The 26388-nt window shown below is 61.1% G+C and carries 27 protein-coding genes; 10 read left to right on the top strand and 17 right to left on the bottom strand.

Annotated elements, in window-relative coordinates; genetic code table 11:
• Positions 1 to 5: 5 nt before the first annotated feature.
• The 5 genes from cyoD to LB524_RS26475 form a co-directional block, all read right to left on the bottom strand.
• Positions 6 to 422 carry a cytochrome o ubiquinol oxidase subunit IV gene (gene cyoD / locus LB524_RS26455; RefSeq protein WP_015316420.1) on the bottom strand — a complete coding sequence of 139 codons (417 nt, stop codon included), beginning with the start codon at positions 420 to 422 and terminating at the stop codon, positions 6 to 8.
• Positions 419 to 1105: a cytochrome (ubi)quinol oxidase subunit III gene (locus LB524_RS26460; protein ID WP_140715610.1), complete on the bottom strand. Its 687-nt coding sequence runs from the start codon at positions 1103 to 1105 to the stop codon at positions 419 to 421. Before LB524_RS26460 ends, cyoD begins: the two co-directional genes overlap by 4 nt.
• The gene (cyoB, locus tag LB524_RS26465; protein ID WP_224531297.1) at positions 1102 to 3105 is read right to left on the bottom strand and encodes a cytochrome o ubiquinol oxidase subunit I; all 2004 of its coding nucleotides are present in this window, start codon (positions 3103 to 3105) and stop codon (positions 1102 to 1104) included. The genes LB524_RS26460 and cyoB overlap by 4 nt, the downstream gene beginning before the upstream one ends.
• A gap of 2 nt (positions 3106 to 3107) precedes the next feature.
• A complete protein-coding gene (cyoA, locus tag LB524_RS26470) occupies positions 3108 to 4124 on the bottom strand; it encodes a ubiquinol oxidase subunit II (RefSeq protein ID WP_224531241.1) in 1017 nt (338 codons plus the stop codon).
• Between the two features lie 181 nt (positions 4125 to 4305).
• Positions 4306 to 5175: an MBL fold metallo-hydrolase gene (locus LB524_RS26475; RefSeq protein WP_015316424.1), complete on the bottom strand. Its 870-nt coding sequence runs from the start codon at positions 5173 to 5175 to the stop codon at positions 4306 to 4308.
• A 313-nt stretch (positions 5176 to 5488) separates the two neighbouring features.
• Between LB524_RS26475 and LB524_RS26480 the strand changes: the two genes are divergently transcribed.
• A complete protein-coding gene (locus LB524_RS26480) occupies positions 5489 to 6658 on the top strand; it encodes a beta-glucosidase (protein ID WP_224531243.1) in 1170 nt (389 codons plus the stop codon).
• 58 nt (positions 6659 to 6716) lie between these two features.
• Here LB524_RS26480 and LB524_RS26485 read toward each other — a convergent pair whose 3' ends face one another.
• Genes LB524_RS26485 through LB524_RS26495 form a run of 3 tightly spaced genes read right to left on the bottom strand, consistent with a single transcriptional unit; the run spans position 6717 to position 9611 of the window.
• Complete coding sequence (locus LB524_RS26485) at positions 6717 to 7238, bottom strand: ferritin-like domain-containing protein (protein ID WP_015316426.1); 522 nt, start codon at positions 7236 to 7238, stop codon at positions 6717 to 6719.
• Between the two features lie 34 nt (positions 7239 to 7272).
• Positions 7273 to 8436 carry a UDP-galactopyranose mutase gene (gene glf, locus LB524_RS26490; RefSeq protein WP_140614620.1) on the bottom strand — a complete coding sequence of 388 codons (1164 nt, stop codon included), beginning with the start codon at positions 8434 to 8436 and terminating at the stop codon, positions 7273 to 7275.
• Between the two features lie 2 nt (positions 8437 to 8438).
• Positions 8439 to 9611 carry a glycosyltransferase gene (locus LB524_RS26495; RefSeq protein ID WP_224531246.1) on the bottom strand — a complete coding sequence of 391 codons (1173 nt, stop codon included), beginning with the start codon at positions 9609 to 9611 and terminating at the stop codon, positions 8439 to 8441.
• A gap of 360 nt (positions 9612 to 9971) precedes the next feature.
• On the opposite strand from LB524_RS26495, the gene LB524_RS26500 reads away from it, so the two are divergent.
• Positions 9972 to 10889, top strand: a complete 918-nt coding sequence (locus tag LB524_RS26500; protein WP_015316429.1) for a hypothetical protein — start codon at positions 9972 to 9974, stop codon at positions 10887 to 10889.
• 179 nt (positions 10890 to 11068) lie between these two features.
• Positions 11069 to 11914 (top strand): manganese catalase family protein, encoded by an 846-nt coding sequence (locus LB524_RS26505; protein WP_015316430.1) that lies wholly within the window; start codon positions 11069 to 11071, stop codon positions 11912 to 11914.
• A gap of 66 nt (positions 11915 to 11980) precedes the next feature.
• Here the strand turns inward: LB524_RS26505 and LB524_RS26510 are convergent, their stop codons facing one another.
• Positions 11981 to 13621 carry a M20/M25/M40 family metallo-hydrolase gene (locus LB524_RS26510; protein ID WP_224531248.1) on the bottom strand — a complete coding sequence of 547 codons (1641 nt, stop codon included), beginning with the start codon at positions 13619 to 13621 and terminating at the stop codon, positions 11981 to 11983.
• 344 nt (positions 13622 to 13965) lie between these two features.
• Between LB524_RS26510 and LB524_RS26515 the strand changes: the two genes are divergently transcribed.
• Genes LB524_RS26515 through LB524_RS26525 form a run of 3 tightly spaced genes read left to right on the top strand, consistent with a single transcriptional unit; the run spans position 13966 to position 15802 of the window.
• The gene (locus tag LB524_RS26515) at positions 13966 to 14577 is read left to right on the top strand and encodes a hypothetical protein (RefSeq protein WP_140715606.1); all 612 of its coding nucleotides are present in this window, start codon (positions 13966 to 13968) and stop codon (positions 14575 to 14577) included.
• On the top strand, positions 14574 to 14966 hold the full coding sequence (locus tag LB524_RS26520) for a phage holin family protein (protein WP_224531250.1): 393 nt from the start codon (positions 14574 to 14576) through the stop codon (positions 14964 to 14966). The genes LB524_RS26515 and LB524_RS26520 overlap by 4 nt, the downstream gene beginning before the upstream one ends.
• A complete protein-coding gene (locus tag LB524_RS26525; protein ID WP_140715604.1) occupies positions 14963 to 15802 on the top strand; it encodes a DUF3618 domain-containing protein in 840 nt (279 codons plus the stop codon). Before LB524_RS26520 ends, LB524_RS26525 begins: the two co-directional genes overlap by 4 nt.
• Before the next feature lie 173 nt (positions 15803 to 15975).
• Here LB524_RS26525 and LB524_RS26530 read toward each other — a convergent pair whose 3' ends face one another.
• The 4 genes from LB524_RS26530 to LB524_RS26545 all read right to left on the bottom strand — a co-directional run bounded on the left by LB524_RS26530 (position 15976) and on the right by LB524_RS26545 (position 19342).
• Entirely contained in the window at positions 15976 to 16452 is a 477-nt protein-coding gene (locus LB524_RS26530; RefSeq protein WP_140715603.1) for a GNAT family N-acetyltransferase, read from the bottom strand.
• A gap of 28 nt (positions 16453 to 16480) precedes the next feature.
• Entirely contained in the window at positions 16481 to 17155 is a 675-nt protein-coding gene (locus tag LB524_RS26535) for a LysE family translocator (RefSeq protein ID WP_140715602.1), read from the bottom strand.
• 241 nt (positions 17156 to 17396) lie between these two features.
• Positions 17397 to 18251 carry an alpha/beta fold hydrolase gene (locus LB524_RS26540; protein WP_224531298.1) on the bottom strand — a complete coding sequence of 285 codons (855 nt, stop codon included), beginning with the start codon at positions 18249 to 18251 and terminating at the stop codon, positions 17397 to 17399.
• Entirely contained in the window at positions 18251 to 19342 is a 1092-nt protein-coding gene (locus tag LB524_RS26545; protein ID WP_140715600.1) for a flavodoxin family protein, read from the bottom strand. The genes LB524_RS26540 and LB524_RS26545 overlap by 1 nt, the downstream gene beginning before the upstream one ends.
• Before the next feature lie 603 nt (positions 19343 to 19945).
• On the opposite strand from LB524_RS26545, the gene LB524_RS26550 reads away from it, so the two are divergent.
• From LB524_RS26550 to LB524_RS26565, 4 genes are all read left to right on the top strand, one after another.
• Complete coding sequence (locus tag LB524_RS26550) at positions 19946 to 20695, top strand: Crp/Fnr family transcriptional regulator (RefSeq protein WP_140660831.1); 750 nt, start codon at positions 19946 to 19948, stop codon at positions 20693 to 20695.
• Between the two features lie 467 nt (positions 20696 to 21162).
• Positions 21163 to 21594 (top strand): DUF2231 domain-containing protein, encoded by a 432-nt coding sequence (locus LB524_RS26555; RefSeq protein WP_224531253.1) that lies wholly within the window; start codon positions 21163 to 21165, stop codon positions 21592 to 21594.
• Positions 21591 to 22937, top strand: a complete 1347-nt coding sequence (locus tag LB524_RS26560) for a PQQ-dependent sugar dehydrogenase (protein WP_224531255.1) — start codon at positions 21591 to 21593, stop codon at positions 22935 to 22937. Before LB524_RS26555 ends, LB524_RS26560 begins: the two co-directional genes overlap by 4 nt.
• A 152-nt stretch (positions 22938 to 23089) precedes the next feature.
• On the top strand, positions 23090 to 23353 hold the full coding sequence (locus tag LB524_RS26565; RefSeq protein ID WP_224531258.1) for a DUF6894 family protein: 264 nt from the start codon (positions 23090 to 23092) through the stop codon (positions 23351 to 23353).
• A gap of 237 nt (positions 23354 to 23590) precedes the next feature.
• On the opposite strand, the gene LB524_RS26570 is transcribed toward LB524_RS26565, so the two are convergent.
• The 4 genes from LB524_RS26570 to LB524_RS26585 all read right to left on the bottom strand — a co-directional run bounded on the left by LB524_RS26570 (position 23591) and on the right by LB524_RS26585 (position 26124).
• Positions 23591 to 24310, bottom strand: coding sequence for a Crp/Fnr family transcriptional regulator (locus LB524_RS26570; RefSeq protein WP_140790257.1), 720 nt, complete (start codon positions 24308 to 24310; stop codon positions 23591 to 23593).
• A 446-nt stretch (positions 24311 to 24756) separates the two neighbouring features.
• Entirely contained in the window at positions 24757 to 25104 is a 348-nt protein-coding gene (locus tag LB524_RS26575) for a hypothetical protein (protein WP_224531261.1), read from the bottom strand.
• Positions 25105 to 25262: 158 nt separating this feature from the next.
• A complete protein-coding gene (locus tag LB524_RS26580) occupies positions 25263 to 25679 on the bottom strand; it encodes an HD domain-containing protein (RefSeq protein ID WP_224531264.1) in 417 nt (138 codons plus the stop codon).
• Between the two features lie 49 nt (positions 25680 to 25728).
• Positions 25729 to 26124 carry a GFA family protein gene (locus LB524_RS26585; protein WP_015316449.1) on the bottom strand — a complete coding sequence of 132 codons (396 nt, stop codon included), beginning with the start codon at positions 26122 to 26124 and terminating at the stop codon, positions 25729 to 25731.
• Positions 26125 to 26388 lie beyond the last annotated feature (264 nt).

Here is a 26388-nt window from a genome sequence, read left to right on the forward strand (position 1 = left end):
TTCGCTCAAGGCATCACTCCGGCTTGATGGGCGGTCATGGCAGCCATATTCTGATCCAGATGGGCCATGATCCAGACTGAGCCCAGAACCACCAGCGCCACGATCAGCACGCCGAAGGCCAGGGCCAGGACGTTGTTGGTGTTGTCCCGTCCGGTCGTCAGGTGGAGAAAGAAGACAAGATGCACGCCCATCTGCGCGACAGCGAGCACCACCAGGGCCGAAATTACCGCCGGCTGGTAGATCAGGTTGGTCTGAGCCGCCAGGAACGAAGCGATCGTCAGCAGGATGGCCAGGCCGAAGCCAAGCAGGTAGCCAGAGAGGCCCCCCGCCATTTCGTGCTCGGTTATGCGTTCCTCGCCCGGTGCTGAATCGCGGCGGTCTGGCGTCTCGCCTGTCCCGCTCTCGCCCCCGATCTCGGTCATGGCGATGCTCCTAACAGATAAACCAGGGTGAAGATCGCAACCCAGATGATGTCGAGCGCGTGCCAGAAGAGCCCGAAGCAGTGGAGCCGCCGCAAAATATCGGACCGAAAACCCTTGACCCACAGCTGCGCCATCATGGTGCCGAGCCAGAGCAGGCCGAGGGCGACGTGGGTCCCGTGGCAACCAACGAGCGCAAAGAAGGCCGAAAGAAATGCGCTGCGAGACGGACCTGCCTGCTCGCCGGCCATCGCCGCGAACTCCTGCACCTCCAGGAGCAGGAAGGCTGCCCCGAGCAGGCCGGTAACCAGCAGCCAGAACTGGGTGGCAGCCATCGATCTGCGGTGGCTCGCGAGCGTTGCCAAGCCGCCGGTGAAGCTCGAACTGAGCAGAAGGCCCGTTTGCACCGCAACGCGCGTGGGCTCGAACAGATCCTTGCCGGCCGGCCCGTCGGCGGTTGCCTTGGCGAGCACGGCATAGGCGGCGAAGAAGGCCGAGAACATGATGATGTCGGACAGCAGAAAGATCCAGAACCCGTAGGCAACGGTGACGAACTTCGACGCTGGGCCGCCCTGTCCGTGGCCCGTCGCGGATCTTGCACCATGGCTGCCGGTGCGATTGACCCGGTATTGGTCGCGTGTCTGGCCGTCGGCGCTGATGTCGCTGGTGAAGGCGTGATCGCTCATACCGGACGTTCCCAGCTGCGCAGGAAGGCAAGCCGCGCGGCTCGGCCGTTTCGGTCTATTCGCGCGACCTCATCGGCGGGGATCTCGTAGTCGCCATGATCGCGCCAGGCGAAGACGACGAAGGTGGCGTAGGCGCCGATGAAGCCGACGATCGCCAGCCACCAAATGTGCCAGATCAGCGCGAAGCCGATCAGCGTGCTGAAAAAAGCGGTGACGAAGCCCGTCGGGCTGTTGCGCGGCATCTCGATAGGCTCGTACGCGGCCTCCGTCCCCGCACCCTGCTCCTCGATCCCCCGCTGCTTGATGGTCCAGTAGGGTTCTTCGTTCTCGACATGTGGCAGCCACGCAAAGTTGAAGGCGGGCGGAGGGGAGGGTGTCGACCATTCCAGCGAACGCCCATCCCACGGGTCGCCGGTCTCGTCGCGAAGCTTGTCGCGATGCCGGATCGAAACCACCAGCTGCATGATCTGCAGTGCGGCGCCGATGATCATCACCAGCACGCCGAACGCGGCCACCACCAGCCACGGTGCCCAAAGATCCATGTCGATGTGCTGAAGGCGCCGCGTCATGCCAAGCAGGCCGACGATATAGAGGGGCACGAAGACCAGCATGTAGCCGACCAAGGTGACCCAAAACGCCGCCTTCCCCCAACCTTCGTGCAACCGGAAGCCGAATGCCTTGGGGAACCAGTAGGTGAAGCCGGCGAAGGCGCCGAACAGCACGCCCGAGATGATGACGTTGTGGAAATGTGCCACGAGGAAAAGCGAGTTGTGCAGCACGAAGTCGGCGGGCGGGACGGCAAGCAGGACGCCGGTCATGCCGCCGACGGTGAAGGTGGTGACGAAAGCCAGTGCCCAAAGCATGGGCGTGTCGAAGCGAACGCGCCCGCCATACATGGTGAAGAGCCAATTGTAGATTTTTACGCCGGTGCCGACGGCGATCACCGAGGTGGCGATGCCAAACGCGGCATTGACGTCGGCACCGGCGCCCATTGTGAAGAAATGGTGCAGCCAGACCATGAACGAGACGATGCAGATGAACATCGTCGCCGCGACCATCGAACGATATCCGAACAGCGGCTTTGACGAGAAGGTCGAGAAGATCTCGGAAAAAATCCCGAAGGCTGGAAGCACCAGGATGTAAACCTCGGGATGGCCCCAGGCCCAGATCAGGTTGACGAACATCATCTGATTTCCGCCGGCTTCGTTGGTGAAGAAATGGAAGCCGAGATAGCGGTCCAGCGTCAGCATCGCGAGCGTGGCGGTGAGGATCGGGAAGGCCGCGACGATGAGCAGGTTGGATGCCAGCGATGTCCAGCAGAACATCGGCATGCGCAGGTACCCCATTCCCGGCGCACGCATCTTGAGGATGGTCGTCACCAGGTTCACGCCGGTCAGCAGCGTGCCGACGCCGGAGATCTGGATCGACCACAGATAGTAGTCGACACCGACGCCCGGCGAGTAGGTGGTTTCCGACAAGGGTGCATAGGGCAACCAGCCGGTGCGCGCGAACTCGCCGATGACAAGCGAGATGTTGACCAGCAGGGCTCCGGTAGCCGTCAGCCAGAAGCTGACCGAGTTGAGTGTCGGAAAGGCGACATCGCGGATGCCAAGCTGCAGCGGCACGACGAAATTCATCAGTCCGATGATGAAGGGCATTGCCGCGAAGAAGATCATGATCGTGCCGTGCGCCGAAAAGATCTGGTCGTAATGCTCGGGCGGAAGATAGCCTGGACCGTGGATGGCCAGCACCTGTTGCGTGCGCATCATGATGGCATCGACGAAGCCACGCAAAAGCATGAGCATCGCGAGCACGATGTACATCACGCCGATGCGTTTGTGGTCGACCGAAGTTATCCACTCGCTCCACAGATAGGGCCAATAACCCTTGAGACTTATCCAGCAGAGCACCGCTGCCGCGGCGAGGAACACCGCGAAGGCCGCACCGAGGGGGATAGGTTGGTCGAACGGAATCGCCGACCAATCGAGCTTGCCGAGCATCGTCATTCTCCCCCTTCTGCCTGCTGGTGGTGTGCCATGGCCGCCGCTCGTAACGCCTTCGGGCTGACCTGTGGCTCGCCGCTGCCGGTACTTTCAGCGGGGCCGGGGCCGGGCGGCAGCGTCTGCTGAACAACCGCTTCGAACAGCCCGGGCTGCACGTGGCCGAACGAAGCCGGCGGCAGGTTTGTGCTTTGCCGGGCGAGCTCGCGGTAAGCGTCGGCGTTGAGCACGCCGCCGCCGCCACGCAACGATGACGTCCAGCGGGTGAACGCATCAGGCGAAACCGCGGTCACGCTGAAATTCATGTCCGAGAAGCCGTCGCCGCTGAAATGCGCCGACTGACCGAAATAGCTGCCCTCGCGGTCGGCCTGCAGATGCAACTCGGTCTGCATGCCGTTCATGACATAGACCATGCTGCCAAGCTGAGGCACGAAGAACGTGTTCATCACGCTGGCCGAGGTCAGCTTGAAACGCACGGGAACGCCGGCCGGGATGACCAGCTGGTTGACCGCCCCAACACCCTGCTCGGGATAGAGGAACAGCCATTTCCAATCGAGCGCCACCACTTGGATGTCGAGCGGTGGCTGCGCCGAGGCGATCGGTTTGCGCGGATCAAGGTGATAGGAACCGTAATAGATCAGTCCGCCAAGGAAGAGGATGGTGAGCGTCGGGATCGCCCAGACGATCAACTCGATCCGACCGGAATAGTTGAATTCCGGGTCGTAACGGGCATTGCTGTTCGAGGCGCGGAACTTCCAGGCGAAGGCCAGCAGTGCGATCAGCGTCGGAATGACGATCACCAGCATCACCGCCAGCGAGTTCAAAAGGATCGTGCGATTGCCCGCGCCAATTGGCCCTTGCGGGTCGAGCACGCCCCCCGCGCAGCCGGGCAAGAATGCGGCTGCGGGTATCCAGAGCAGCGAACGCGCCGGCTTGAAGGTGGGTGGCAATAACAGTGGCTGCGCCACGCATCTCGGGGAGGACGCGTCGTGAGGGCACGCGTTCTTCGCGTTTTCCATCTAAGTCTTCCCTGACGCAGAATTCGAGAAACGCCTGGTGTCGCCTGCCGCCCAACGAACGCCCTAACTGGCGCCCGTGGCGTTTGTTCCGCCGCCGTCCGTCTTGGGCCGCCCGGGCGGCAAAGCCGGCGCGTTTTTGACAATCTTGAGAGCAGCAGCAGAGCGCTGCGCTCGGACAGGCTCAGCTATTTGGAACCGTCGCCGGCTCGCGCACGAATTTCATTTTCGGCGGCACGGCAAACTCGGTGAACCGATCAGCCAGGCTGTCAAGAGCTTGACGCATGCCCATGCCAGCCGCCGCCGCCCCATGTCCACTGATGACCATCTGCGGCTTCAGCGCGGCCAGGCGCTTCACCGATCTTTCCGCCGCATCCCAGTCCGGCGTGAAATAGCGTGGCGGACCGTGCATCTCGAGATCCTGAACGGCGACCTCATAGACCGACTCCTGGCCTGTGGTGATGAAAGCGTCCCCTACGATCAGCGAGCGGTCCTCCTCGCGCCAGAGCGAGATATGCCCCGGGGCGTGTCCTGGCGTGTGCAGCCACTGCCATCCGGGCATTCCGGGGATCGAACCGTCGGCCGGCAAGAGTTCCAGACGGTTGCCAAGATCGATCGGCCCGCGTGGAAATAACGGCGAGAGCAGCGCCATCAGTCCACCCCCGACCCAGGGGTCCGGCGGCGGATAGGATGTGGTCCCGTCCAAATAGGGGCGCTCGAGCGGGTGCGCGAAGACAGGCACGTCCCACGTATTCGCCAGGTCCAGAACCGTTCCCACATGGTCGAAATGGCCGTGCGTCAAGATGATCGCAGCCGGCCGCGCGTCAATCCCGAAGCGCTTCTCCGCCACAGCAAGGATGCTGCTCCGGGACGTCGGCAACCCGGTATCGATCAGCACCCATTTCCGGTCTCCGCTGCCCGGTGCGCCGAAGAACACGACATTGACGATTGCCAGCCGCAAATAACCCAGATCCGGTGCGATGCTCCAAGCACCGTCGCCACGATCCTCGCGCCTGGCGTGGTCGATATCGGAAAGTTGAATTTGAACGGTCATGTGATCCCGTGCCTCTGTTGTTTGCCGGGCAGCCGGTCGAGTTAAGCGACGCCGGTGCTACATCGCCCCGAACTTGGCTCGAGCCTCCTTGTTCCTGATGTCGCCACTCGCCACCCAGCTCGCGGCTGGTCGACCACCGGAACAAAGGCTCGGCCAGTCGGTTCGGCTTTACCCCGCTCAGGCAGGATGAGGGGTCAGCTGAGCTGAGCAATGGGACGCGGCTTGCCTGATCGGATCCGGCGTTTCGCCAAGGCAATTCGTGGTCCAAACAGGGCGGCCGAGTTTGAAACTGACTGCCCAAAGGAGACTTCGAATGGACGAAGTGGGACGCACGGACGGGCACGAAGTGGGTGAGTCGGCTCCGAAAGCTTCGCGCTTTGCCAGTTTTTTCATGGCGGGCTTTGAGTGCTCCTCGCATCGGCGCAAGGATGGCGTCCGCCTCGACCTTATTCGTGCGACCTCGCATAATTTGCATGCCCTCGGCGATTACCGGGCCTGCGCCGAACTCGGCCTGCGCACCATTCGCGATGGGCTACGCTGGCACCTGATCGAAACCGCTCCTGGAACCTATGACTGGTCAAGTTGGATGCCTATGGTCGAGGCAGCCCAATCGGCAGGGGTCCAGGTCATCTGGGACATCTTCCATTATGGATCCCCGGATCATGTCGATCAGGGGTCCATCCAGTTCATCGATGCCTATGCCTCGTTCGCGGCGGAAGCCGTGAGGGTGTACCGTTCGATAACCGGAACATCGCCTCTGTTGTGTCCGATCAACGAAATCTCCTTCTTCGCCTGGGCCGTCGAGGTCGGCTATTTCCCGCGCGTAGGGCCGAACAAGCGGGGATGGTTCAAGCGGCACCTCGTCAAGGCTGCCATCGCCGGTGTTCGTGCAATGCGGGAGGTCGATCCGGCATGCGGATTTGTCTGGGCCGAGCCGCTCATCCACATCGCGCCTCGCGACCGGACCCGCGGCGAACGGCGCCGCGCCGAAAACGTCCGACTGGGACAGTTCGAGGCCTACGACATGTTGCTGGGCCGCGTCGAACCGGAGTTGGGCGGCAGCGAGGATGTTGTCGACGCCGTGGGCCTGAACTTCTATCCACACAATCAATGGTACATAAATGGACCGACCATTCCGATGGGGCACCACGAGTACCGTGCTCTGTCGGAAATGCTGATCGAGGTCGCTCATCGATACGGCAAGCCGATGTTCATTGCCGAAACCGGCTCGGAGGGATCGGGCGGGGCGGCTTGGCTCCACTATGTCTGCGACGAGGTGCGTGCGGCGATAAAACTCGAAGCGCCGATCGAGGGTATTTGCCTGTATCCGATAACCGCTTACCCCGGGTGGGATAATTCCCGACATGCGGAGGTGGGATTGTTTTCCGTCATCCAGGCGGATGGCACGCGACGCCTCCGCCAGCCCGTCGCGGACGAACTGGTTCGGCAGCAAGATCTGTTCGCACCAAACCGGACGCGTTGAAGGAGCGGCCGGCAACCAGGCGGGGGCGGCGTTGTGGATGCCGCCCCTGGCCGTTGGATCAGCTTTTTGCAGTCTCCCCCGCCGCGCGCAACTTGGCGTACCGCAGGGTCACGTCGCTCAGATTTTCCTTAAGCCAATCGGCCATCGCTTCCTCTTCGCTCAGATTTTGCTTGAGGACCGTTTCGGCATCCTGGAAGCCGCCGGCCTCGGCGAGCACCAGGAGCGAATTGTAGGCAGCGATCTCGTAGTTCTCGAAGGCGAAATTCGCTAGGCTGTTCTTGATGATCTCGTCGCCTGCCATCGAGTGTCCCATGGCAGCCATGCTGCCAACCATCGACAGGGCCGTGTCCTTGAGAGTCGAGTGCTCTTCATCGAGACCCTCCAGGACCGTCTCGAGCCGAGTGATCTGGCCCTCGGTCTCTTGAATATGCCGGCGCAAGCGATCAGCCACCTCAGGATAATTCTCGATACGCTCGACCTGTGGTTTCATGATCGACAGCGCTTGGTTCTCCATGGCATGGGCGTTGCGCAAGCCAACAATGAATATCGAACGGCTCTCCGAGTTGAAGTTTGTATCCATCGCAATTCTCCTTCTGTTTTCTGCCGCGGTTAATTCAGCTCCCATGTGCGGGAGAACTCGCCACCAGTCCGGCCAGGGACGTCCTTCCAGTGCCCGCCCATTCCGGCAGACTTTTCTGGATGCGAGCGAAAGTGGCCAGAGCCTGTCCGACCACCTGGTCCATGTTGTAGTAGCGGTATGTTGCCAGGCGGCCGACAAACCACACGTCGGGACAGGTTGCGGAGAGTGCTTCGTAGCGCTTGTAGAGCGCTTCGTTTTCGGCTCGCGGCACCGGGTAGTACGGGTCGCCGATATCCGTCGGGTATTCGTAAGTCAGGCTGGTCCGCGCGTTCTGCTGGCCGGTCAGATGTTTGTATTCCGTGATGCGGGTGTAATCTTGCGTCTGCGGATAATTGACGACGGCAACCGGCTGAAACTGCTCGCGGTCCAGGGTGACGTGCTCGAAACGCAGCGAGCGATAGGGAAGATGCCCAAGCTGCCACCCGAAATATTCGTCGATTGGACCGGTATAGATCATCCGCCTGAACGGGATCTTCTCACGGATTTCGCGGAAATCGGTCTGCAGCATGATCTTGATGTTCGGATGGTCGAGCATGCGTTCAAACATCCTGGTGTATCCGCCGGCCGGCATTTTCTGGAAACTATCGCTGAAATAGCGGTCGTCACGGTTGGTCCTGGTCGGCACTCGTGCCGTCACCGACTTGCTCAGTTGACTGGGATCGACGCCCCATTGCTTCCTGGTGTAGCCACGGAAGAATTTTTCGTAGAGCTCGCGGCCCACCGTGCTGACAACGACATCCTCGGCCGTGCGAACGTCCTCCACAGTCTCGCGTCGCGACGCGAAGAATTCCTCCAACTGGGCCGAGGTCAGGTCCAGTCCATAAAGGCTGTTGATCGTGTCGAGATTAATCGGGATGGGAACGAGTTTCCCGTCCACCGCCGCCAACACCCTGTGCTCGTATGACCGCCACTCGGTGAACTGCGACAGGTAGTCCACGATTGCCTGGCTGTTGGTGTGGAAGATATGCGGACCGTAGCGGTGGATCAGGATGCCGGCTTCATTGTAGCAATCATACGCATTGCCGCCGACATGGCCGCGACGATCTACCAGCAGGACGCTTTCGTGACGCTGCGAGGCTATCCTTTCGGCAAGCACGCTGCCGGCAAAACCCGCCCCGACGACCAGCCAGTCGAACATGGCTAAGCGCTCCTGCGAAGAGGGACGATTTTCTTGCGTTCATGGGCGCGCTCGATGTGAGCCGCCATGGCATTCCATGTTCGCTCCCAGGAGGTATCCGCAAGGTAGGCGTCGACTTGTTGCCGGAGCATCTGGCGCGGTCGCGAAAGAGCCGAGCGGAGCTTGGTTTCCAGATCGTCGCTGTCGGCGATTTCCACCAGCCCGGCAGCGCCGTAGCTGCGCACCACGTCCACGATCGCCGTCGAGACTACCGGCAGCCCTGCCGCGAGGAACTCCGGCGTCTTGGTCGGGCTGATGAAGCGGGTCGCTTCATTGAGGGCGAACGGCATCCAGCCGGCATCCCAATGGCGCAGGTAGTCGGGCAGATCGCGGTAGGCTTTCCCGCCCAGCCAGTGAAGGTTCTCGGCGCGCGGCAGGCTTGTAGCGTCGATCTTGACCACCGGGCCGAGCATGACGAAATGCACGTCCGGCATGGTCTCCGCCGCCTGGGCTACGAGATCGACGTCCAGCCGCTCGTCGATGACGCCGAAATAACCGACCCTCGGGTGAGGAATGCCGGCCTGATCGGCCGGGTCTTTTCCCGGCTTCCTGGCCTGGTGAAAGTGGTTCACGTCGATGCTGCTCGGAAAGGGATAGATCGCGTGATGCAGGTGGCGCTTGGTCTCGAACAAGCTCAGGCCGCCGGTGAAAACGAGATCGGCGCGGTGCAGAAGCGCCTTTTCCATCTGCCTCAATTCAGGCGGCGCATTCTTGAACGCCGAGAGTTCGTCCATGCAATCATAGACACATATGTCAGGCTCAAGGTACTCCGTGAAGCGGAGAGCCATTGGCGTATAATACCAAGCGATCAGCCGGCTGTGCGGCATAGAAGCGATTGTCTGCTGAACAAATCTGCGCTGCGTCGCATCTGCTTTCGCGGCCGACGTGCCGACCGGGAGCACTGGTGTCACAATCAGAATGTTTGGCGAGGCCTCGCTCGTCCGCATTAGCGGCTGCGGCAGTTCTTCAAAGACAGGTTCTTCAAAGTAGACAACCCTCTGCTGCATGGATGCGAGTGTGAGGATATGCTGCGGGCGTTGATGAACGAAGTTCCACCTTAAATGAGAGAAGCAAACCAGTAGATTTTGCCTGCCAGCCTGTTTACTGACGGTGACCCTGCCCAAGGCTGCTTCCATTGAGATATTCCTTTTATAGACGGTGGTTTATGTTGCGACTAACATTTGTTAATCGTGGATGAGGGGGAACTAGACTTCGGTTTCAGCTCCTAACTTTCGGGTAGGTGAGTTGTTCCAAGGTGAAACGGAGAGCCTCGGTCGCCGCTTCGGATTGGACGAATGCAAAGCGCCGGCTGCGCGGAGGCAGACTGGCTGTCTCAAATGGCGGGTCATCGAAACTGCCCGCGACCAAGTTTGCTGGTGGAGAACCGCCTTCGCCGTATTTGCGTTGAACTTGCTGGCTATAAAATGTGCCGGACATCAACTTGATTCGCCCGCGGCTTGGGCGGGTCCGGGGCAAGGGCAAATTCCGGGGCTAAGATGAAGATCGACTTCGATACCAACGTGTTTCCGCTGTTTCATCCGCAAAGCGTGGATGACCTCAAGGACCCATGCCCCGTCTTCGATGGCAGGCTGTGGCATGTCTTCGGTTCCAGCGGGACGGTGACGACCGAGACGTGGAGGATCCTGCACGCCACGGCCCCCGACCTCTATGGGCCTTGGACCGAGCACGAAGCGATCGAGCTTCCCATCAATGGGACGGGGGTCGCGGCTCCGGGCGTCATCCACGAAAGTGGCGTCTTCCATATGTTCATCCAGACCGAGTTCATGAAATCCGGGGGCCGCTGCGAGCATGCGGTTTCCAACGATGGCTTCCATTGGGTGGTTCTCAGCCCGGCCATTCTCGCCATCCCCGACACGGAAGAGGATGGCATCTACGATCCGCACCCGGCCGTCATTGGTGGCAGGCGCTATCTCGTTTACTCTGCCATGCCGAAATTCAACAGGGTGCCGCAGCCCGACATCTATCTCGCACGCAGCCAGTCCGACTCGTGGTTCGGGCCGTGGAAGCGGATCGGCAAGATCCTCGATCATGCTGATGTCCCTCATCACAATACGAGAGAGGACCCCGACTATGAATGGGGCATAGAAGGTGCCCAACTGGTCGAGTTGCCGGATGGCCGCGTGCTTCTGAACGCCACTTGCTTTCTTCCAAATGGCCTTCGTGGGAATCGCCAGCGCGTGTTTTTTGCCATCGCTGACGAGGTTGCCGGACCTTACGTGTCCATAGGCCCGGTACTCGAACCAGGCCAGCCGGGCGAGAACGGTCATTCAACGGTGATGATCGAAGGCAGCCAGCTTTCCCTGTTTTACCAAAGCCGGGTTGCCGCGACCGACCACCGGTGGCGCTACGGCTTGGCCCGATGTGACGTGGCTCTGTTTTCCAAGGTTGCATGATCCTGGTCTGCCGGCCGGCACGACTGCGTTCGACCGGCCGGAGCGGCTGTCGTCGTCGTGCAATTGAGTTCCGTTGACACGAGGCGATCCGTTGCCAGTTCTTTCCAAATTAAACGCCTACCCGGGCGGAACAATGCTTCCGGGCTGAGGTTCGGCTGACTTCAAACGGAGAGTCAGCCATGTATTACACCGACAAGAAATTGCAGTTCCCGGTTCGAGTCGAGACGCCGAACCCAATCTTTGCTCGCGCCTTACAGCAGGCCATAGGCGGAGTGGAAGGCGAAATCCGTGTCGCCTTGCAATATTTCTTTCAAGCGTGGGGGTGCCGTGGACCGGCCAAGTACCGCGACCTGCTGTTGAACACAGCCACCGAGGAGCTCGCCCATATCGAGATGCTGGCGACCGCGGTCGCGCTCAATCTCGAAGGGGCACCGCTTTCATTGCAGGAGGACGTGTCGTCCGATGCGGTCGGCGGCTCTGTCCTCAACGGGATGAATTTCCGTCATATCTTGTCGACTGGGCTCGCCGCCCTGCCGGAAAACTCCAACGGTGTTCCCTTCAATGCTTCGCATGTTTATGCCAGCGGCAATCTTGCCGCCGATATGGTCGCCAACGTAACCGCGGAAGGAAGCGGACGCGTGCTTGCGACCCGCCTCTACAACATGACCAACGATGCCGGAATGAAGGACATGCTGTCATTCCTCATTGCGCGCGACACCATGCATCAGCAGCAGTGGCTGGCGGCGATCGAGGACATGGGGGGCCTGACCGCGTCTCTGCCGGTGCCCAATTCCTTCCCGCAGGAGAAAGAGCGTCAGGACGTATCCTATGCCTTCATCAACTGTTTCATCGAAGGTGTAGCACCGGCGCAGGGACGCTGGAGCGAAGGCCCGTCGATGGACGGCAAGGGCGAGTTCTCCCTGGTGCCCGGCGCACCGATGGGCGAGGAGCCAATGCTTTCGCCGCCACGGCCAAGCTCTGGCGCGCAGAGCGAGCAGATGTTCGACAGGAAGGCAGCCGAATAGTCATAGTCGCAGGCCGAAGGCGGCGGCCAAATGGGGGCCGCTTCCGCTTTGTGCCGTTCGTACTTGTCAGGTCGCGTCGGGCCGAAGGATCCTGGCGCAGACATCGCGAATGAGCTGCGGCAGGACGTCGAACGCATAGCCGACATGCAATCGTTCGAGCGGCGTGTGATAATCGCGTCCCCACGGACCGATGTTGATTGTCGGTATGTTGGCCAGGGCTCGCGTGAGGGGCCAGCGCACGCTGTCTTTCCAGGCTGGTGTGTTGCGGGCGACGACGTCGAGGGAGGACTCGGCCGCTTCGCCAAAGAAGCTCATGTCCGAAATCCCGGCGAAATAGTCCGCGCAGGTGACCACGCTGCCATAGCGAGCCGCTGCCTCGTCGGCCACCTCGACGGCAGCGGCTCGCAGCCTGGCGGCTGCCGGCTGCGCGGAAAGGTTCGTCGGCAGATAGGGAATGGATCCGAAGCCCGTCACGATGGCTGGTCCGGCCAAGCGGCTGAGTTCCCAGGCCTGCTCGGTTATCAATCGGCACTTCTCGGGCAGGGGCTGGTCGCCGGCGGCGATCGAAGCGGAAACAGCTTCGAGCCGCATCCGCTCCGGTTCTTCGAGACGCGCCAGCAGAGTCTCATACCGATGGACCGGGATCGATTGCACCATCTCCAGCAGACCTGTTTCGTGCTGAGCGGAGACGCGCCGCCGGAGCTCCTGTAAAAGACGCGAGGCCGCTTCGGCGCATAGGCTGTCGAACCGGTCGAGCACCTCACTGGGCGCCCGGCGATAACTCAGCACATTGAAAGTGGCATGGGCGGTCCGCGGTGTCGTGACATCATACCCCGTCTTTCCGTCCCGAATCCCGAGCAGGCTGGGCGGGGTGCCGGGTTCGGTGCCGCACATGTCGGTGAACTCGGGCGCCCATTCGATCCGCGCGGCGATTGCCGCGGCGATCGCGCCGGCATTGAGGCCATTCAAGGGAAAGCCGCTATGTGTGGGAACACCAACCACGCAGGCGGCCGGAAGCAGCTTGCCGACGGTTCCCAGAGCGATGACGCGACCCTTGCTGCCGTCGCCATCATCCGCGATCGCATCGAGATTGATCACCGCGAGCAAATCGAGGTCCCGCTCTTTACAGAGTCCAGGCAGCATCTGCGCCGCCTTGCGGGCGCCGGCGGAATTGTTCTCCTCGTCCGGCACTGCGATAAAAAGCAGATTTCCAGCCGGCTTTGCGCTTTCGGCAAATTCGGCGCATACGGCCAGCCCGGCTGCAAGGCCCGCCTTCATGTCGAGAAGACCGCGTCCGGCAAGGAACTCCCCGCCCGCGAAATCATGGTGGGCCAGAATGGCGGCTGGAGCGTTCGCGGCGACGAGGGAACCGTGCAACGCCTTTGTCAACGCGTCGGGCCGAGTGGCCAGAGGCTCCAACTGTCCGTAGTCGCTTGTCCCGACGGTGTCGTAGTGACCGGTCAAGAGCACGGTCGAGCGACCAGTGCCGCGCAGGAGCATCGCCACGCAGTGACGGCCGTCCTGGGGTCCGACCTCGATCGTCCAGACCTCCGCGTTCTGAAATGCCGTCTCCTTTCGGAGTTCCGCCGCCAACCAAGGGCCGAAGGCAGCCTCGCCGTCCGTGCCGGTGATGCTCTTCTGCTCGGTCAACCCGATTGCCCAGCGCCGCGCGCGACTGGACAGCGTCTCGATAGGGTTGCGGGTCATTGCGGTCCTGCCATTCGGGTGGGAACGGTGGACCCTATCCTGGTCAAGCGATTTCTCTCAAGCGTACTTCGGCCCTGGCTTAGTGGAATTAGAAGGCATTCGTGCTCGGAGGGGAACTCTCGGGCCGGGGCAGCTCATCTCGATCGCGGACTGGCGGCGCTTCCGACCAGTTCTTCCTGCATTGCTCTTGGATCGCAAAAAGCTCTTCGCCGACGGAACATCGCAGGGTCCATGAAGTTGGGCTGCCAAGGAGGAACGTGCCATGAACGGTGTCATCTATCTTATCGGCCTCGTCGTTGTCGTGCTCGCGGTCCTCTCCTTCCTCGGTTTTCACTAGGTGACCCATGCAACGTAATGACGGCCAGGGCCGTAAAGCCACCGATTTCGACAAGGCGACAAGCGACGTTTCCGATAGGCTTGGCCGGGAAAAAGAGCGCGCGAGCGAGTTGCTTCACGATGCTCGCGACGGACTGACCCGCAAGGCTGGCGACTACGCGACAGAAGCCACGCAGGTTATTTCGGACAAGGCGGAGGAGACGCAGCGCGACATCGGATCAAGCTTGGCGGCGTTGGGCGGCGCGTTACGCGCGGCCAGCGAGCATCTGGCCAACAATGATGAAAGGACCGCGTCGAAATTTGCCCTGGACGCCGCTGGCGGGCTGGAGCGGCTTTCCTCCTCGTTGAAACAAAAGCCGTTCGGCCAGGTGCTTGAGGATGTGCAGTCCTTCGGCCGGCAAAACCCCGGTGTCCTGCTTGCCGGGTCTGTACTGGCCGGATTGGCGCTGGGTCGGTTCATCAAGGCTTCCCCGCCCAGAAGCCCCGAAGCATCTCGAAGTGCCTCGGGTGGTGCAAATTCGCAGACCGGCGAAGCTGCTGGTTGGTCGGCCGATGGGGCGCAAGGATTCGGCGGCGGTGTTGACGATCTGGCCACGCATTATGGGGAGCAAGACAGATGAACACTCAAGACAATCCCAGCCTCGCGACCCTGGTGACCGACTTGGCCCAAAACGCCACCACGCTGGTGCAAACCGAAGCCAGGCTTCTGCGGGCGGAGCTCTCTGAAAAGTTTACCAAGACGGGCGCTGGCGCCGCCGAGGTGCTGGGCGGGGCCATCTGCCTGCTCGCGGCTCTGCTCGTGCTGCTTCAGGCACTGGTCATCGCATTGACGAGGGCAGGGCTGGGGGCCGGGTGGTCCTCTCTGTTGGTCGGCGTGGTGGTGGCAGTTCTTGGCGTCATTCTGCTGCGCACCGGCATGGCAAGCATGGCGCCTTCCGAACTTACTCCCGACCGAACCCAGGAACAGCTCAGGCGCGACGCGACTGTGATCAAGGAACAAGTGAGATGACCGAGAAATCCGCAGCCGAACTCGAACGCGAGGCGGAAGCCGCGCGCGCCAGGGTGGTGGAGACCGCCGAATCCATTCGAGGCAAAATGACACCGGGACAATTGCTGGACGAATTCACCGGCATCTTCTCTGGAGGAGAGAGTTCGGCAATGCTCAACAACCTGAGAACGCAGGTCAGGGACAATCCCTTGCCCGTGACCATGGTGGGCGCCGGTCTGGCTTGGCTGATGCTGGGCAGCGGTCCGTCGAACGGCAGCCGTCGCCCGGCCGGCTATACGGCGCCAACCCCGCCCCGCGGGGGTGACGAGGCGGAGGGCGGCGGCTTGGGCAGCACGCTCTCCGGAACCGCTGAATCGCTCACGTCGGCCGCAAGCAGCGCTGGCGCAGCCATATCGGGCGCAGCAAGCGGCGTCGCCGAAGGGCTGACGAGCAACGCCGCCAGCGCAGGATCGACGGCTGGCGACATGGCTGCGAAAGCCAGCCGCTCGGCACAGGAGCTGTTGAACGATCAGCCCCTCGCCGTTGCGGCGGTCGGTCTCGCCATCGGCGCCGCGATAGGCGCCATGTTGCCCCATACCGCAATGGAGGATGAGCAGCTGGGCGGCTATGGCGAGAAGCTTCGCAACACCTCGGAGACCATGCTCGAGCAAGGCCTCGATCAGGCCAGGCAGGTTGCCGCGGACGCCTATGAGACGATCAAGCAGGAAGCTGGACGGCAGGACACACAAGCAGGCACGGTGGCCGACCAGATTGGTGAAATCGTCAAGTCCGCGGCCGACACGACGGAGCAGTCCCTACGGGAACGGATCTCTCTCCCGTCGGAACAAAAATCCTAGCCGAGGATGCTGGAGCCACCGCAACGATGGGCGATTCTCGCAAGGCAAGGCGGGAGCTTCAACCGATTGGCAGTGGGGGCTCCGCCACTTCAGCAACCACGATTGCGGCGGGCGCTTCGAATGAAGCGTCGCCTTCGATACACCAGCTCGCGAAAGGGTTGTCGCTCCAATCTTCAGAGCTCTTTTCGCAGGAAGATGCGCGCCGCGCCAGGAATGCCAAATTCAACCCTGCCAAATTCCTCGTATCCGTGGCGAACATAGAAGCCAGGTGCTTGGAAGCTGCTGGTCTCGACCACGGCGCGGGCGCAGCCACGCTTTCTTGCCTCTGTTTCAACGGCTGAAAGGAGCCGGCTGCCATACGACTTTCCTCGAACATCCTCAGCCACGAAAAACATGTCCAGGAACAACAGTCCAAGCTCAGTCCTGCCCCACAAACCCCCAACGACCTTTCCCGAGGCATCCCGCACTATGGCGCCGATCGGCATTCGATCCGCGACGCCGGACTTGGCCACATTGTAGCGATAGAGCGCAGCGCCCGCTTCTGCCTTGGCATCCCCGCCGGTTTCAACCAACTCGATCAGGAGATCCGGCTTCCGTGCTGCGCGGCTCGCTGAACATGCCCAGCCTGAAACCTGCTTCGATCTTGTCATGGTTGGATCTGCGGAGGAGACTTTCGCTTCACTTGCCGGCCCCGCCGCCCACCACCATTCGAATGCCAAGGCCGACAATGAAGCAGCCCGCTATCCGTTGTTGCCAAAGTCTCACGCGGGGTCGACGCATGACCCATTCGCCGAGCACACCAGAAGCAACCGCATAGGTCCCCAGGACCAAGACGCCAGTCAGTTTCTGGGTCGCGCCGAGCATCAGCATCTGGAACCAGACAGAGCCACGGTTCGGATCGACGAACTGAGGCAGGAAAGCGATCATGAAAGTCATGGGCCAAGGATTGATGAGGTTGGCTATCATACCTTCCCGTATCGCGGCGAGCGGCCCGACGCGCTTGACGCAATCGAGATCCAGATCGCTTTTCGTGTCCGAGAGCAAACTTATGCCCAACCAGACAAGATAGGCTGCTCCAGCCCAACGGAGCGCGTCAAATGCCAATGGCGATGCACGCAAGAGCGAGGAGACACCCAGGGCGATCAGCGGCAGTTGCACCATGCCTGCGCCCAATGTCATTCCCACGACCGTGAACAACGCCACGCCACGGCCTTGCCCGATGCCACGTGCCATGACCAGCATGCTGTCGGGCCCAGGCGGCATCTGCAACAGGATCACGGTGCCGAGAAAGGCGAACCACAGATTGGGATCGATCTTACACCTCCTTGGCCCAAGCCTATTTGGTGCGTTCAATGCTGGCCCCCTGTCCCGGCAAGCGGTAACATCCTTGCCTTGGGCGCGATCGCTCCTGGCGCCGTCTAGCCGGCCTTGTCAAACCGTATGGAGAGCCCCTGCTCGATGAGAACTCCGTCGCAAGGCGATATTTCCGGTCCGGAGCTTCCGGTATTCTCCTGGGCGTCACAATTTTCCAAAGCGAGATTTGTTCCCGGGGGAATGAACGCTGCGTGTCATCCCGCAAGACCAAACCAGCCGTTCAAGCAAGGAAGTCCAGAATCGCCTTTGCCAACAGCTCCGGAGCTTCTTCGGCGACATGGTGACCGCTGTCGATGCCCCGGCCTTGCAGGTGCCGGGCCCATGGGCGCCAGATCGCCAGCACATCACCATAGAGCCGTTCAAGATCGTCGCGCAGCGACCACAGGACAAGCGTTGGGCATTCGACCCGGAGCCCTCGGGCGCGATCCTCCGCATCGTGCCGGCGATCGATCGTGAGCCCGGCCCGGTAGTCTTCCAGCATGCCATGCACGACATGCGGACTGCTGATCGCCGCCTGATAGTCCTCGAAGTTTTCTCTGCCCATCGCCTCGGCCGATCCGCCATACCAGGCCTGCGGATCGACATTGATGGCGCGCTCCGGCTTGTCTGGCTGGGCAAAGAAGAACCAATGCCACCACTCTGTCGCAAAGCGGCTGTCGCAACGCTCCAGATGCTCAAGGACCGGAATGCCATCGATTTCGACAAGGTGCGAAATACTGGCAGGATGATCCATCGCCATCCTGAACGCGGTAAGGGCGCCACGGTCATGCCCGGCGGCGGCGAAACGATCAAAACCAAGCCTGTGCATGAGAGCCACGCAAATGCCGGCCTTTGCCCGCTTTGAAGATCCCGCGCTTTCCCAGGCATCGGCCGGGACGGACGATTGCCCGAACCCCGGCAGGTCCGGGCAAATGACGGTGTGATGTCTTGCCAGGATCGGCGCGACGCGATGCCATGTGGTGTGGGTTCGCGGGTGCCCATGCAGGAGCAACACTGGCGGGCCAGCCCCACCATGGCGCACGCGCAATGTCGCATCCGCAAGCTTGACGATCTCCAGGCTAAAGCCGTCGAACATCATTTTTGCCGAGGATCGGTCAGCGACTGTCCAGCGGCGACGAAAGTGCCCTCCTTGCGAGCGACCGCAGCGGCCAGAAGCGTACGCGCCGCGTTTCGGACTTCTTCCTGCAGGTCCATGTCGTCGTCGAGCTCGTTGTGGCTGGTAGCGTATGGCTTCCAATAACCGGTGTAGCGGTCGAGTTCGGCCTTCGGCCCCGCCGGGACCATTTCGATCGATTTCAGCCAATCCGATAAAGAGCGCCGGACGTTTTCGGCTCCCTCGGTATCGCCGTGCACGATTACCGAGAAGAGCCGGCCGGCAAGGTGCCGGGGATAGTCCCATCCCTCGAGTTCCAGCGCCTTCGCCTCCCGCGCCTCCTTGCCGTGCGTGGAACTAGGATCGGGATTGCCGCCATCGGCGCATACCAGACGGTCCATCATCAGCTTCAGCGGCGAGGTGGCCTGATACCAGTGGACAGGCGTTATGATCATCACCGCATGGGCGGCAACCCACATTGGATAGATCTCGTTCATCCAGTCCTGCGTCTGGCCGAGCGAATGATTTGGATAGCAGGAGCAAGGCCAGTGACAAAGCGCGGCAGCGGTGGAGAAGCAGGCCTTGCAGGGATAGATTTTGCGGCCGTATTCGGCGGCCAGCCGGGACAAATCCAGGATCTCGACTTCCGCGCCGCCGGCCTTGAAAATCTTCCGGGCGATTTCGACAAAACGATAGGATTTGGACATCTCGCCGGGGCAGGTGTGCTCGCTGCGCGGCGATCCGTTCACGATCAGGACGCGGCGTCGTTTGCCCAGCTCGTTCATGCGCTTTGCGCGCTCGATTGCTTGTCTGGCCTTGAGCCAATCGACCGCCAGATCGTAATCGGGATCGGCGAAGCCACGGCCCGCCTTTCGGGTCCGCGGGCTCTTCCTGGAATCCCTGTAGGCCTGCCAGGCGACCTCCGTTATCCGCTCGATGTCGGCGGCCAGGGGCTCGAACGCCGGATCATTGAACTGTTCGCCATAGCGACGCTTGAAAGCCTGTTCGTCCAGGCGGGGGCTGGGCATGCCCTTGCGCGGTTCTGGCGCGCCGCGCTTCAGCCAATCGAACATGGGGTTTCACCTCTGCATGGAAAGCGATCCAAGCTCAAACGCGGCAAACAGGCACGGCGTTCCGAACGCGCCATAGCCATGATCTGCAAGGACTTTTGGGCGAGTACAAAACAAGGCGCGCCGGAATCACCCGAGCCGGCGTGTTTCGAATTGATTCGCCAAGTTCGGTACGAAGGCGTACACAAAGAGGTCGTCAGCAGCACGATCCGGGCGTTGACGCTTGGGAGCGACCATCGCACTCCTGCCCCAGCGTGAGGCTAGGATGTCATGACAAAAGACCCTGAGCGCCCCGGTCTGGCGGCCGAAGCCGTGCGTACACTTGCCCGGGAATCGGGCGCTACGGAACAGCAGATACGTGACATAGTGTTGCTTGTAGGGTTCGACCGCTCTTCGATCCTCAGGGAAGCTCGTCTTCTGGCGAAGGATGGATAGTCGACAAAACTTGCGATTTGTCCACAGCAGCTATTGTCGGTTTCATACCGACGCGGCCGCCTGCCTAGTGCTGGCCGGGTGGGACAGTTTATGTTTTGCCACCGTCCCCTCGTTCGAGGGGCGCGGCCGGCCGAGAGATCCCAGTGCTCTTGCCCAAGTGGAGAGCGTCTCGTGGATCCCAAGATTCTGCAGGCCAAGAGCGAGTTGTTGCGCCGAATGAGCGTGGCCGATTTCGAGCGGCTGCGGCCGCATCTCGAAAGTGTTTTTCTGGAGTTGCGCTCGCCGTTGGAGATCGAAGGCCAAAAGATCGAAGCTGTCTATTTCCTGGAGAGTGGCATCGCATCGGTCGTCGCCAAGACTGCGGGAACGGCTGAATCGGAGGTGGGAATAATCGGCTTCGAAGGTATGACCGGTTCGGCGCTGATCATGGGCGACGATCTGGCAAGCTTCGATTGTTACATCCAGTCGACGAGCGAAGCGATACGGATGAGCGCCGCGCCGTTCGTCGAAGCCTTGGCAGAGAGCCCTACCTTGCGGCCCTTCCTGTTGCGCTACGTGCAGTATCTCCACGTCCAGACCAGCTACACGGCGTCGATCAACGCGCGGCACAGCCTGGAGGTCAGGCTGGCGAGATGGCTTCTGATGTGCAGCGACCGGACCGTTGGCGACAGGCTTATGATAACCCACGAATTCCTTTCCGTCATGCTGGGCGTCAGGCGCCCCGGGGTTACCGTGGGGCTTCAGACAATCGAGAGCCATGGCTACATCCGTGCCCGCCGCGGCGAAATCACGATCCGGGATCGGAAAGGTCTCGTGGCGCTGGCACGGGAATCTTACGGCCCTCCCGAACTGCAATACCGTCGGCTGGTCGGGGACCTCGGTTCAAAGAACCCTTCGAGGCAGGACCGCCCGCCCAGCTGACCGCCATCATGCCGGCATTGCTGGGCGAGGATCGCGGAAGTGGCCGACGCGACGATGCCGGTGACGGCACATTGCCTAAGCCCGCATCGGCCACTGCGGCATGATTTGGGGATGCCGCCTGGTTAATCTAGTCATCTGCCAATGACTGACAATAAAGGGCCAAGGCTCGGTAAGAAACGTACGAAGCCGAACCTAATCTCACTGGCGGGAGGCGATACGGGCCCTGCTCATCTCCCACACGGAATGGAACTGGCGTCCCACCGCTTGCCCGGCAATGTTACTCGCGCTGCGGACATTGCGAACTTGAATTCCCGGAGCACACCGCGCTTCGCGCCATTCACCGGCGACAGCGATCGGCATTGGTCAGGGCAATCACAAGTCCTTGAACGCAAACAGTTCCCGGAACATCTCAACTTCAGGTTTGTTTGAAGCCCAGATGCCATCTGGAGCAGGGGCGGAGAAGATCCGTGGCCAATTCGCGATCGATACCGGTGGTCGTCGGCCGTCCGATCCATCGGACACCGATGGCGGTCGCCAATGCCTGTTTCATCGGCACGCTGCTGACCGACCTCACCTATTGGCGAACGGCGGAGATGATGTGGGCCGATTTTTCCGCATGGCTGCTGTTTGCCGGCCTCGTGATGGGCGCTCTTGCGGTGCTTGCGGCGCTTTTCGATCTCTTCACCCGTCGAATTCTCCGTACGCACGGAGCCTATCTGCTCTGCGGCCTGGTGGTGCTTGTGCTGTCGTTCTTCAACGCGCTGGTGCACAGCCGTGACGCCTGGACGTCGGTCGTGCCGACAGGGCTCATCCTCTCCGCGGCGGCCGTGATCGTCTTGGTTCTCGTGTGGTTGCTGGAATGGAGCACCGGCCGCACCCGCGTCGAGGTGCTCGAATGAACGCCCTACGGGTTTCGAACACTCACATCCGGCGTGCCCTTGGGTTCGGTCTGTTGTGCGGATCGCTTTTGGCATTGCCCGCCTGCAGCAACGACGACCCAGACCCAAGCGGCCAGGTCGGGCCAAATCCGACACTGCCTGAACCAACGCAATATCTTGTTCCGCCCATGCATGTCGCTTCGGTCGTCGGCTGGAAGCAGGACGAGAAACCAACGGTCGCGAAGGGTTTGCAGATCCAGGCATTCGCCAAGGGATTGAAGCATCCACGCTCGCTCTACACCTTGCCGAACGGTGACGTTCTCGTGGTCGAGTCAGTGGCGCCGCCCGGCGCCGCAATCAAGCGTCCGAAGGACCTGATCATGGGCTGGATCGAGTCCATGGCGACGTCGGGCGGCGGCACCGAGGGAAGCAACCGCATCACGCTGTTGCGTGATACGAACGGCGACGGCGTGCCCGACGTGCAGGATGTATTCCTCGATCACCTGAATTCGCCCTTCGGCGTGGCCCTGGTCGGCAACGATCTCTACGTCGCCAACACGGATGCGATCGTGCGTTATCCCTACACGTCCGGCGAGACCAAGATCACCGCGCCAGGCACCGCGCTGACGCCGCTGCCCGGCGGCCCGATCGATCATCACTGGACCAAGTCTCTCGTCGCCAGTCCGGACGGATCGCTGCTTTATGTCGGTGTCGGCTCCAACAGCAACGTCACCGAGAACGGCGTCCAGGCGGAAAAGGATCGCGCCGCGATCTGGGAGGTCGACAGGGCGACAGGCCGTTCGCGCATTTTCGCAAGCGGGCTGCGCAATCCCAACGGCTTGAGCTGGGAGCCGCAGAGCGGAGCGCTGTGGGCCGTCATCAACGAGCGCGACGAACTCGGCCCCAATCTGGTTCCCGACTACATGACCTCGGTCAAGGACGGCGCGTTTTATGGCTGGCCCTACAGCTACTATGGCCAGCATGTCGATCCGCGGGCGATGCCGCGGCGGCCGGACCTGGTCGCCAAGGCGATCCCTCCGGACTATGCACTAAGTTCCCATGTCGCGCCCCTGGGACTGGCATTTTACACTGGCACCAACCTACCTGAATCCTATCGCAATGGCGCCTTTGTCGGCGAACATGGCAGCTGGAACCGCAAGCGTTTCAACGGCTATAAGGTCGTTTTCATACCGTTCAATGGAGGTCATCCCGACGGTAAGCCTCAGGACGTCGTCACCGGTTTCCTTGACAATGACAACAAGGCACCTGGGCGGCCCGTGGGCGTTGCCGTCGACAAGGCGGGCGCGCTGTTGATTGCGGACGATGTCGGAAACACGGTCTGGCGCGTGACCGCAGCTCGGTAGTTATCGGATTGTATGCGCAGGAAGCCCGGTAGTGAAACTGATCCTCACGCTGTTATCGGCGGCGTAACCTATACTGAGGATTCAAAGCATGCGTTACCCGGCACTCGCGATAAGTCGAGAGGAACAAAGGTCGCGCCGCCTTGTTACCGATGATGGCGCGCTATTATTTTGATCTAGTCGACAACGGAACCTCCTACCCGGACACTGAAGGAACCGAGCTTCCGAGCTTGGAGGCAGCTGAGGATGAGGCGGCAAAGGCGTTGCTCGAAATAGCAAAGGACCAGATGCCTGAAGGCAATTTCCGAGAGGTTGCCCTGCATGTCCGTGCTGGTGCTAGCAAACCCCTCGTTATGGTGAAGGTAACGTTCGAACTGGTGCGCAACGGACCTGATCGCGATGGACCCGTGGGAACCTGACTACTTCCTCAATGAAAGTGCGCGCCTATATCAACGGAGGGCGGCGGCACAGATTGCCGATCTTCGCTCGAATATTGAAGACACGCGGCGCGTAATCGAGGAATCGCGCAAGCTGCTGGACCGGCTTTCCGCCAAATCAGGCGCTATCCACCCGTAGGGAATGACAAGGCCCGCTCGTAACGCGGGCCGCTTGAGTTGTGGTGGAGCAATCCGCCTCATAACTGAGTTTAAGGCTGCTCATCTCGGTTCGTTGTTGATGCTCAGATAGGTAGGGTCGAACTCGGCAAGCCTGGCAAGCTGGTCCCAGTCCAAAATGGTGACCATATGGTTCGTCCAGGTGATTACCTTGATCTTCTTCAAGCCTCCGATCACCCGGTTCATGTGCACGACCGACAACCCAAGCACGTCGGCCATTTCAGTCTGTGACAACGGTAGATGGAAACTCATGCCGCTGGTGCGTTTCACCGCCTGCAGACGTACGAACAGTTCGCAGATGAGATGGGCCAGATGCGAGGTCCTGGAGCGGCGGCCCATTGCCACGATCCATTCGCGATGTATGGCCCCATCGACCAGCGTATCGAGCCACAACAGCCGGGTCAGGTGAGGGGCCTGTTCCGTAATGGCTTTCAGCTTGTTGTGGTCCGCGTACATCACCCGGCAAGGCGACAGCGCGACGATACCGTGATCCATGGTCTTGAGCAAAAAGGCGTGGAGATCGACGAAGTCGCCGGGCACCTGCAAGGACGTGAACTGCCGGCCGCCGTCCTCGAGCACCTTGTAGCGTGCCGCCAGGCCATCCAGCAGCATGGTGCTATAGGTTGGCCGGGACCCCGCTTTGACCACATCTTGCCCCTTTTCGAACTCGCGTCCGAAAACAACCGTTTCGGCCAGCAAGACCTTCTCGACGTCCGAAAGAGTGTCGTGCTGGCCGAGTTGCAGATAGAGGGACTCTAACATCATGGCCTCAAGGCGATCGGGGTTGAAACGCCGATCGCCAGATGTCCTGGACGCAAGGATAGCAGCCGGACCTTAGGCCTTCGGAAGATGGCGGACCCTATCATCGGCAGCCTGCGCGTATTCTGGCGCAAGCGCCGGAGCGGGAACCACCAGTGTCGCTAGCTATTAGCACGCTAGAGGTGTCCAAGGCTGCCCCGAAAATGAAACGGTGTCATTTCGATCTCTATAACGGTCATGGCCCCGCACCCAACGACGACGGCAGCCATTTGAATCGCGAGAACAGGCGAGGGCAGAAGCCATTCGCATTTCGCAGGAAGTCGCTCGCGATGAAATGCCGGATCGCGACCTGGTCAACATACCGGCAAAGTGCGCAATGAGGCGGGCGCCCAGGTGTTCGAGGCATCGCTTGTCCTGACCGCCGGTTGGAGCGCGTGACCTTGATGCGGTCAGCGTAGGAGTCGCTGTGGAATTTGCACCACATTTTCCGATCCGGGCAGTTCAAAGGCCATGGCCAACCGACGCAAGGAAGCCATTTCCACGATCAACTCTTCGATCGAACGATCCGGCAATCCCGTCTTCACTTTCTGCCTTACCCTTGCTGTGAGTTCATGAACGCGGACAGGCACGAAAAGCGCGCTGTCGTCCAGCAATCTACTGATTTCGATCACCACATCGGCGTCAATGTCTTTCGGCAATTCCCGCATGGGCGTCACCTTGGTCTCGAAGCGATCCGAAGGCAGCCAGGCATTGCGCATCAGAGGGCATGCCGGACGCGGATCGATCATCGGATTCATAAAACCACCCACCCAGCGTGTCACTAAAAACGTTGGTACGAAAATTACCAAACGGGTTGGTTCCCGTAATCCATGTATTTTGGCATCGCGCGACTACAGGCATCGTCCAGTGGCGCTTGTCGCATACCAGGACGCGATTGCCGCCAGCATCCCGGCACTCACTTGGTGAACTCGTCGTCAAGAATGCGCAACGCTTCTTCATACTTGGCCGTGGATGCTCCGATCTGCTTTGATTGCCAGATATTATCGGCCAGATCCGCCCGTTTTACCGGCAGCGCCAAGGGGTTCGAGGCGGCCCGGCGTACGAATGCGAAATAGTCCTCGCCTTCTCTGCGTGTCATGGCGTCGACCGCGGCGGCGATCGTCGGTCCAAAGCCCGCCTCTTCGAGCTTGGCCCGGCTCCAGCCTTCGCTTTTTTCCAGGACATCGTGCAGATAGGCGACGACTTTCTGATCTATCGTTTCGACGGCGTCGGCCACTCGACGGCAATGATCGATATAGGGGCCTCCTGTCTTGTCATGCTGCGATGCATGCGCCTGCTCCGCAATCTTGGCCGCCCGATAGAAAATACTCATCACATCGATCTCCGTCCTTTCGGCCAGCGAGCCGCATCGCCTTCATGCGCTACCAGCGTTCCTCGGTTTCGCGGTGCGGCAAGTCCACGCCGCAGCAGACCCAGCCGAGCCGCTGCCCTGATCCGTAGTTGTAGCGAGGCTCCAGCCGCGCTGGATCGTCGAATGTGCCGACATGCAGCGCGATTTCCCCGGGCGAGACGTCATAGGCAAGGCTGAGCGGCGATCCGCAGGCGGGACAGAACCCCCTTTGGGCGATTGGCGAAGATCGGCGATAGGCGGGAGTGGCGTCGATCCAGGTCAGGTCTGGCGAAGGCACCCACGCCAGGACCGCAAATGCACTGCCGGTCGCGCGCCGGCACATATCGCAATGGCAATAGTGCACTCTCGGTTCGCTTGTGACGTTGAAGCGAATCCGGCCGCAAAGACATCCGCCGTTCAGTTCCACCTTGGCTCCAGTCCGATGAGCCTGCGTTTCGGCAGGCTCTCCAATCTCGTGCGGGCAGCTTCGTTCATCTGGCGAAAACGTCGGCCGCCCTCGTCGGTTCCTATGCCCCGCAGGAGGGGTTCGCGCACGGGACTCTCGTCTTTTCGAGCGCCGTGGCATTGAGGCCGCTTCTGTCGGCGGCCCTGCGGAAAATGGCCAGCCAGGTCCAGAGCCAGGCCGCCGATCGGCTATCGAGCCGCTTCGGTTTCGACGAAGCAATGGGCA

Source organism: Mesorhizobium sp. ESP6-5 (genome assembly GCF_020164695.1).
Taxonomy (GTDB): Bacteria; Pseudomonadota; Alphaproteobacteria; order Rhizobiales; family Rhizobiaceae; genus Mesorhizobium; species Mesorhizobium australicum.